Origin of the sequence: Komarekiella delphini-convector SJRDD-AB1, from assembly GCF_014831675.1 — a bacterium.
Taxonomy (GTDB): Bacteria; Cyanobacteriota; Cyanobacteriia; order Cyanobacteriales; family Nostocaceae; genus Komarekiella.
The window spans coordinates 1-8529 of the sequence record NZ_VJXY01000108.1; the positions used below are offsets into that span (position 1 = coordinate 1).

Sequence of the window (8529 nt, forward strand, 5' to 3'; positions counted from 1 at the left end):
TATGATTCAAGAAATTGGCGCTCGCATGAACAGCAAATGTAGTTTTGTTTACCACGCCGATGACCGTTCTTGCGGATATGGCTAGATGCACAGTTAGGACAGTTCATCCCTTAATTATGCAACGCCGCAAAAGGTATTGACTGCAAAGCAAGAGATTGTTAATAAAAAAATCGTGTTTGAAGACTGTAAAGAGGCTGGAAAGGATACGCGCTGCGTAAAGAAAGCAACAACATAGGTTTAGCAGACTATATTAAAAAACTTTTGTAGTGAGGACTTTAGCTCAGATTTTTAGGACTAAAGTCCTCACTACGAGCTATCAGTTTTGTGAATATGAACTATTTACGCTTAAACAATATTACCAAACGCTTTGGGTCTTTTATTGCTAACGACAATATCAATCTCTCTGTTGCATCTGGAACGATTCATGCAATACTAGGCGAAAATGGTGCAGGGAAGAGTACTTTAATGAATATTATTAGTGGACTCTATCAACCTGATGCTGGTGAGATTTATCTCCAAGAACAACCAATAAAAATTACTTCACCAAATGAGGCAATTAAATTAGGCATTGGCATGATTTACCAACACTTTATGCTTGTGCCTCAATTAACTGTCACAGAAAATATCATCTTAGGAATGGAGAAAACTTGGCGGCTAAATCTACAATATAAACAGCAAGAAATCGCCACATTATCCCAAGCTTATGGATTAGAAATTGACCCCACTGTCAAAGTTGAAAATTTATCTGTTGGGGCACAACAACGGGTAGAAATTCTCAAAGTTCTATATCGTCGAGCAAAGTTGTTGATTCTTGATGAACCTACAGCAGTTTTGACACCACCAGAAGTAGAATCATTAATTGCTATCTTGCGCCAATTGGCAGCCGCAGGCAATACAATCATTTTTATCAGTCATAAATTAGAAGAGGTAATGAATCTCTGTAATTCAGTCACAGTTTTGCGCCGGGGAAAGGTAGTAGCAACAACATCAACTGAAGCAGCGACATTTCAGCAGTTAGCAACATTGATGGTAGGACGGGAAGTCGCTTTACAGTTAAATAAAACTCCTACATTACCAGGAGAAATTATCCTATCGGTGCAAAATTTACAAGTTGCTGATGAAAGAAATATTCCGGCTGTAAATAATGTATCTTTTGAACTGCGGGCGGGAGAAATTTTAGGAATTGCTGGTGTAGATGGCAATGGACAGCGAGAATTAGCTGATGCTATCGCTTTTGTGCGGACTATTAAGCAGGGTAAAATTGAGTTTACACACAAGGATTCTTTAGTGGGCTACATCCCAGAAGATAGGCAAACAATGGGATTGGTGTTGCAATTTAGCATCGCCCAAAACTTGATTTTAAAAGCTTTTAAATATCTGCCATTTTGTCACCGTTTTTTGTTACAACAAGAAGCGATCGCTAATCGTGCCCAAGCTGCAATGCAAGAGTTTGACATTCGGGCCAATGGGATTGATGTCTTGGTAAGTCAGCTTTCGGGAGGAAATCAACAAAAAGTGGTGTTAGCACGAGAACTGGCGCAAACACCAGCTTTAATTCGCCATGCAACCCACAAGGGGGTTAGATGTAGGGGCTACAGTAGCCGTCCAGTCTCGAATATTAACAGAACGCGCTCGCGGTGCCGCAATTTTGTATATTTCTACTGAGTTAGAAGAAGTGATGACAATGAGTGATCGCATTGCTGTAATCTACAGAGGTGAGTTTGTGGCTATTTTGGATGCAGCCACGGCAAAAATGGAAGAAATTGGTTTGTTGATGGGTGGTGGGAATAATGAATGATATTGTGTACGGTTAAAGACGGATTGTTAAGGCTGCAAGGAGGCAGGGGGAGAAAGAGTTTTCAAGTTTTTGGACAAATGCGGGAATATTAATCAGCCGGACATGAATGATCGCAACTAATCGCATGAAATTCCTGTTACCAATCCTATCACCGCTAATTGCAATCGCCTCCGCTCTCATCGTTGGTGCTATCCTCATGCTAATTGCTGAGGCAAATCCCATCACTGCATACAGTATCTTATTTCAAGAATCTCTTTCTACCTACTTTGCATTTGGTAACACCCTCACCAAAATGACACCGCTATTGTTCGCCAGTTTAGGCGTGCTAGTGGCGTTGCGGGCTGGGCAATTTAATATCGGTGGAGAAGGACAAATTTATCTGGGTGCGTTGGGAAGTACTTTAATTGGGTTATATCTGCAAGGATTACCTGCGGTAATTCATATTTCCTTAGCACTTTTAGCAGGATTTTTCTTCGGTGCAGTTTGGGGTTGGATTCCTGGTTATCTCAAAGCAATGCGCGGAGTGAATGAGGTAATTACTACATTGTTGCTCAACTACATCGCCGTGAATTTAGTTAGCTACCTCGTCCAAAATCCATTATTGGCAACAGGTGCGCCTAGTCCTTATTCGCCATTAATTGCCAAAACATCCCGTTTGCCGATTATATTACCCCAAAGCCTTGCCCATGCTGGTATTTTATTCGGTTTAATTGCCGCAGGTATCTTATGGGTATTGTTAGTGCGATCGCCTCTAGGTTATCAAATTACAGCAGTGGGATTTAACCCGATTGCCGCCCGTTATGCCCATATATATGTTGAACGTACCATTATGCTGGTGATGGCTTGTTCGGGTGGTTTAGCTGGATTGGCTGGGAGTTGTGAGGTGATGGGGTTGAAATATCGGTTATTTGAACAAGTTTCACCAGGTTATGGGTTTGATGCCATTGCGATTGCTTTTTTAAGTCGTGGTAGTGTTATCGGTGTAGTATTAACTTCCTTGTTTTTTGCAGCGCTTCGCAGTGGTGCGAATGTGATGCAGCGTAGTGCAGGTGTGCCGGTAACTGTAGTTTACGCGATTCAAGGGTTTATGGTGTTGTTTATTGCTATCAGTCTCGCAGTCGAAAGAGAGATAAGAGTCAAAACCCAGAGAAGCGCAAAGGTTTAACCCAGAAAGCTCTGCGAAACTTTCCGCTTTCCTCTGTCTTGAAAAGTTGAGCCACTTGCAAAGTGGCGTTCCTCCGCCGGGAAAATCGGCTTTCTGCGGAACGCTTACGCGAACGAGGAACTTTCCGCTGCGAACCTCTGCGTTTAAAAATAACTCTATGAATAATCTCAACTTTTTCTCTGATTACTTAATAGCTACTTTGCGTCTAGCCGTCCCCTTAGCATTTGCAGCCCTTGGAGGATTGTATTCGGAACGAGCGGGAGTGTTAAATATCGCCTTAGAAGGAATGTTGCTTGCAGGTGCTTTTACTAGCGCTGTGGCTACTTTCTACACTAGTAATCCCTGGCTTGGTATCCTTGCATCCTTGATTTCTGGGGGGTTAGTCGGACTACTCCATGCTGTTTTGTGTATAACTTTGCGTGTCGAGCAATTGGTATCTGGGCTAGCAATTAATCTTGTCGCAGCTGGATTAACATCGTTTTTTGCCCGATTAGTGTTTAGTGGCAGTAGTACACAGCAGTTACCTGGAATCGGGGCAATTATTATTCCTGGTTTAGCTAATATTCCCCTGATAGGGCCGCTACTATTTCAGAAAGATTTTTTAGTATATTTATTATTTATCTTAGTTATTTTAACTACATACATTTTATTTAAAACTAGCTTTGGACTGACATTGCGAGCAGTGGGAGAATCTCCGAAAGCTGCTGACACATCTGGAATTTCCGTACCATTTGTCCGTTATATCGCTGTAGTGATTAGTGGCTGTCTTGCGAGTTTAGGAGGTGCTTATTTAACTTTGGTACAAGTAAGATTTTTTGCTGAAGGGATGAGTGCTGGTAAAGGATTTATTGCGATCGCAGCATTAATTTTTGGCAGATGGCATCCTGTAGGTAGTGCTTTGGCTTGTTTGCTGTTTGGGGCTACAGAAGCTTTACAACTGCGAATTCAGGCTTTAGGGGCAAATATCCCTTACCAATTTTTAGTAATGCTACCTTATGTGATCGCTTTATTGGCATTAGTCGGGTTTGTGGGCAAATCTACACCCCCTAAAGCTTTAGGCACTCCCTACTTTACACAAAATCGCCACTCAGACTAAAAAGCTGTGTTTCTATTTTTATTGGAAAACTCCAAAGCTCCCCATCCTGCACAGGAGTAGGGAAATACTGCCACCAAATAGGCAGCTAACTAAAGCTTTGAACAAGCAGGTTCAGCAAGCACTCTCAAAGACTATTGATTTGCGATGCCGAAGGTGGGCGCTTACGCCATCGCTAGCAGTTGAGCCGCCACTAGATAATGCCCAAGAATGTCTGCGGCTCAGGTATGGCACTGAAGCAGATCGCCACAGCTATGAATAACACCAAAGCGCAAAGTGCGGTCTTCTCCCAAGGGGAGACGCCAAGGGTGATGGGGTTTCCCCAAGAGGAGCAACTTTGTAAGAGAGCGATGGAAGCGGCGGCGATAATCTTGGGCAGTAGTCCTACACCAGAAGCGATCACTAAAAGAACGGAGCAGTTACAGCTGTTGCCCCAAGCGGTTGGTGACATTAGGCGGGTGTTGTCTAACCCTAAGTGTACGTGGCAGGACTATTGTCATGTTGCCCAAGAATACGAGGTGATTAAGGCAGATTATTTGGCTGAATTAAACACCCAAGAAACAGAGCTAATTACTGCACTCCAGAACGCATCTAGTGAACCAGATACCATTGGCGTTGGTTCCATTGTTGCCCACGCTGATCCTTACCGGACTTTGTATATGGAGAGGGGTGAAGTCGTGGAGGATTTAGGAGACGAAGTGATAGTGGCTTGGGATTGCTGGCGCAATGAGTCTAAGAAAACCGATAGGTATTTCAAGTCGGAGTTGCGGTTTTGGCTCACCGAATAACAGGGGTTAACCGAGAGATCCAACTGGTAAAACGGCGCTGATTGTCTATCCTCAAGCTTAAGCGATGGACTGATAACTTGCACTGCTCCTAGTTGTGCTAGAGTTGGAAGCGCTCGCGGCAGATGAACTGCGGCTTGTTGAATCAGCAGTACTAGAGTTTTACGCCTTGCTATCTGAGGAGGTGTTGCCAATGGAGAGATAATTACATGAACCAACTAATATTAGTTTGTAAGCTCAACTTTTGCAATTCAGTTGGTGTAGTTTAGTCGGTACTTATGAAAGACGGTGCTGCTTTTGCACCATTTGTTCAAATCAGATAATTAATGCAAGGGTATAAGTCGATAGCAAACTGAACCATCTCCGACGCCAACAGCAGCTTGCCGCATTATCTGAATTAGTTGCAAATTATTTATTACCTCTAACTCACGGATGCGTGAAGTCAGAACCATTGCCTCTAATTGTGGCAAGTACTTTGATAAACCCAGCCAATAAATATCGTTAAAGAAAGATGAATTGGGCTAAAACCCTCTTGTCTCCTGCCTTATCCCAACTACAAATATTAATACCGACCTACTTATCTCAGATATTCAATTTGATTTAGAAATCTCCTACAGATTATGCTGTGTATATCAATTCTCTTTTGACCAGAAACTATTGTTGTTTTCTGCTAAACGCCTCAACCAGAGTTCAACTGCTAGCGTAGTATTAAAAAGTTGCATATTAGCAGAGAATCCCATACTAAAAAATTGTATAGCATTTCGTAATTTTTCTAGATCTATTAATTTCATTTCTGCTAAAACAGAGGTATTTAATAGTTCTTTAATAACATCTCGATTTTTTCGGAAACCGCTCAACTCATCTGCTGTATATTCACCCTTAGTATTACGCATAAAAATACTCTGCGGTAAATCATACTGAAATGCTTTACTTAGAAGTGGTTTGTAAGCAAATGGGGTTGTGCGTTCCTCTGGTTTTGCGGAGAGACAAGCATCAATTACCAAAGAATCAAGATAAGGAGACTCTAAATTCACATTATAAATATTAGCTACCTGTTGTTCTACTTTAATCGTAGCTCCAAATGACTGGATCTCAGCTATAGCTTGATGTTCTCCAGGAGTATCAGCAAAAGGTGTTGCTATTATTGCCCATTTATGTAATTCTTCCAAAACTAAATCTGCTAATTTCTTTGTATGCCAATCAATAAACTTAGGAAGAGAATCCCAACCGAGATATTCTTGAAAAGGAGTCAGGCTATTAGATCCTTGAAATAATAAACATCTGTTATTTATTTTTTTTATTTCTTGAAGTAACCACGGGCGATAAGAACTAATATTTAAATAAATAAAATTTATTAATAAAGAAAATAGCGAACAATTTGTAACTCTAGACCATCCATATACGTGCTGAAAAAATGTTATTATTTTTGTTAATTTTAACAAATCTGAACAATAAGAAATATTTGATGAAAGTACTGAATCTCCACCCTCTCCATGTAGATGAAGTTGAGATCCTATCGACTTAATAATTTCCATTTTGTAGTTAATTTTTCCGAGGCTAATGACTAATGTATCTGGCGTATCTATCAAAGGAATTGATTTCAAGCTACTATACTCACTATAAACATTATGTTCCTCAATCATAACAGTGTTAATATTTGAATAAAAACTAGCTGCATGCTGAGCGTATTTGATATCTGAAGATTGAGTGGCACTGAAAGTTTTTTCAGTTATTGTAATTAAATCTTTACCCTGATTTGCTAGAGTTTTTGCAGCTATTAAAGCTAAAGTAGTCGAGTCAAAACCACCGCTCAAATCGCTAGATACATTACCGTATAAATTGACTCTACCTTCAACAGCAGTTATTAACTGTTCACGTAAATATTCAGCCGCATCAGAAAAACTTTTATATTTTTGAGGTTTATACCAATAACGTTGACATACCACTTTGCCTAATGAAATATGTAAATAGTGTCCGGGAGGTATTACTTGTACATTACAGAAAGGAGTACGTTTTTGTACTAATCCTATTGTCCCTGAACATGATAAAAAAGTTGCTAGCCAATGCTGATCTATTTCAGCCTTAAGCAATTGCTGTAGAGGTACTCCTAATGAAGAGTAAACAATCACAGAATTATAATCTGCATAAAATACAGACTTTACACCAGCAACATCCACAAATACATACGTGTCAGCATTATCTTGAACAATCAGATTATAGCTACCTGGCAGTTTCATAAGTTGGCTGTACTCACCTTTTTTGATAGCACTTTGAAATAATTTGATCACAGTTTCATAAGATGCAATACAACTACCGACTATAGCTATCCTAATCAAGCCTTCCGAAGCTATGATTACTTGTTGTTTTTGCCAATTTCCACAGAGCCACAAGTAATTTCTCTCTGCCCAAAGCAACTTTCCTTCAAGTGGTTTAGGGAGGTTTAAAAGAGAATATTTATCCTCGGCTATAAAACCGCAAAACCAACGTTCCATATTCTTTAATATTTGGTGAATGAAATAGTAATCTTAGGAAAAATTTTTATTTATAAAATAATATGGTATTGAAAAATTTAAATATAACTTTATACTTTAACTTTTGATTAATCTATAAAATAAGTAGAAAATATAGAAATTATTAATGAAGTTTTATTAGAAGATATAGGTTTATTTGCTATTTAAAATAGTGAAGTCAAATCAGACTGTTTTGCTGTTGACTTCACCTATTCCTTTTACAAATGATATTTCTTCACTTAAGCATAAAAAGATTAGCAAATTAGTTGCAAAATACTTTAATTTTACTTCAGAGCAGGTCATAGAAGTAAAAAACTTAATGCAAGCTAGGATCATGACCTAACATTGATTTAACAGTTTCTTCTTTGCTTAAGCTAAATTTACCATCAATACCTATATCTCCATGTCCAAGGACGGGGAAGCCAATCTCGCCGCCAGCCATAGAAGCGACCTAAAGTTAATTTAACTGCATCACCTATCTTAATAACTTCAGGCTGACATTACTGCTTCTTTATTGAAATTAGAGTTGTCATTTAAACAAGCCTCAAAATGATTTATTTGGTAAGTTGTAAAGTACAATCAAATTTTAAATGCTCTACAAAACTAGACGTATCTGTACATTAAAGTTGATTTTTTACTTAAACACCAGATGTCGTTAAGGTTTTTCACTCCACAACCAAACAGAGAAGAATACAGTAGTACCTTAAACACTTATTACACATCTCATTACTCAAAATTCAAAAGTATAAAAAATGAGTGAAGCGTAAGTGTATAAAGTAGCTCATAGTCAAAACTCTTTTGTTTACCTGTGAACTTGATAATGAGCAGTTTCTATTTCTTATAACGAACGCTCAATGCAAAATATTCCAAAATTGACAAAAAATTTTTGAGAGCTTAGCGATCGCTCTGTACCCTTTTGGGGGAGAATTACTTATTGGAATGTGGCTTACGAGAACTAATGTTCTGATAAGTAAATGGATGAAACCATTGAAAACACGTTACTCACTCCCTTGGCACTTACTGCGCCAACACCATTGGCTGAACACCCCGCGTAAGGATTCAGGTGGCAGAGTATTGACAAAGGTAACACTTGAGAGGGAGTATCACAAATATGAACCAAAACCTGTCTCAAGAATTAGACCGAGAAAGCTTGAACCAGTTATCAAAAGAGCAACTGG

The 8529-nt window shown here is 39.3% G+C and carries 7 protein-coding genes and 2 pseudogenes; 5 read left to right on the forward strand and 4 right to left on the reverse strand.

What is annotated here, in order from left to right; translation table 11 throughout:
• Positions 1-107: IS1 family transposase (locus tag FNW02_RS36630; RefSeq protein ID WP_191762390.1), on the reverse strand; the 107-nt coding region annotated here is incomplete at its 3' end.
• 223 nt (positions 108-330) lie between these two features.
• Between FNW02_RS36630 and FNW02_RS36635 the strand changes: the two are divergent.
• The 4 genes and pseudogenes from FNW02_RS36635 to FNW02_RS36655 all read left to right on the forward strand — a co-directional run.
• Positions 331-1798, forward strand: a pseudogene (locus FNW02_RS36635) (ABC transporter ATP-binding protein).
• 106 nt (positions 1799-1904) lie between these two features.
• Positions 1905-2963, forward strand: coding sequence for an ABC transporter permease (locus tag FNW02_RS36640; RefSeq protein ID WP_191762391.1), 1059 nt, complete (start codon positions 1905-1907; stop codon positions 2961-2963).
• 157 nt (positions 2964-3120) lie between these two features.
• Positions 3121-4059, forward strand: coding sequence for an ABC transporter permease (locus tag FNW02_RS36645; protein WP_191762392.1), 939 nt, complete (start codon positions 3121-3123; stop codon positions 4057-4059).
• A 79-nt stretch (positions 4060-4138) separates the two neighbouring features.
• Positions 4139-4844 (forward strand): annotated as a pseudogene (locus FNW02_RS36655) (hypothetical protein); the annotation flags it as partial.
• A gap of 320 nt (positions 4845-5164) precedes the next feature.
• Here FNW02_RS36655 and FNW02_RS39805 read toward each other — a convergent pair.
• From FNW02_RS39805 to FNW02_RS39810, 3 genes are all read right to left on the reverse strand, one after another.
• Positions 5165-5293, reverse strand: a complete 129-nt coding sequence (locus tag FNW02_RS39805) for a hypothetical protein (RefSeq protein WP_263627862.1) — start codon at positions 5291-5293, stop codon at positions 5165-5167.
• 180 nt (positions 5294-5473) lie between these two features.
• The gene (locus FNW02_RS36660; RefSeq protein ID WP_191762393.1) at positions 5474-7333 is read right to left on the reverse strand and encodes an albusnodin/ikarugamycin family macrolactam cyclase; all 1860 of its coding nucleotides are present in this window, start codon (positions 7331-7333) and stop codon (positions 5474-5476) included.
• Positions 7334-7667: 334 nt separating this feature from the next.
• Positions 7668-7793 (reverse strand): hypothetical protein, encoded by a 126-nt coding sequence (locus FNW02_RS39810; protein ID WP_263627863.1) that lies wholly within the window; start codon positions 7791-7793, stop codon positions 7668-7670.
• Between the two features lie 536 nt (positions 7794-8329).
• On the opposite strand from FNW02_RS39810, the gene FNW02_RS39370 reads away from it, so the two are divergent.
• The coding region (locus FNW02_RS39370) for a hypothetical protein (RefSeq protein ID WP_225226245.1) at positions 8330-8529 on the forward strand (200 nt) is incomplete at its 3' end.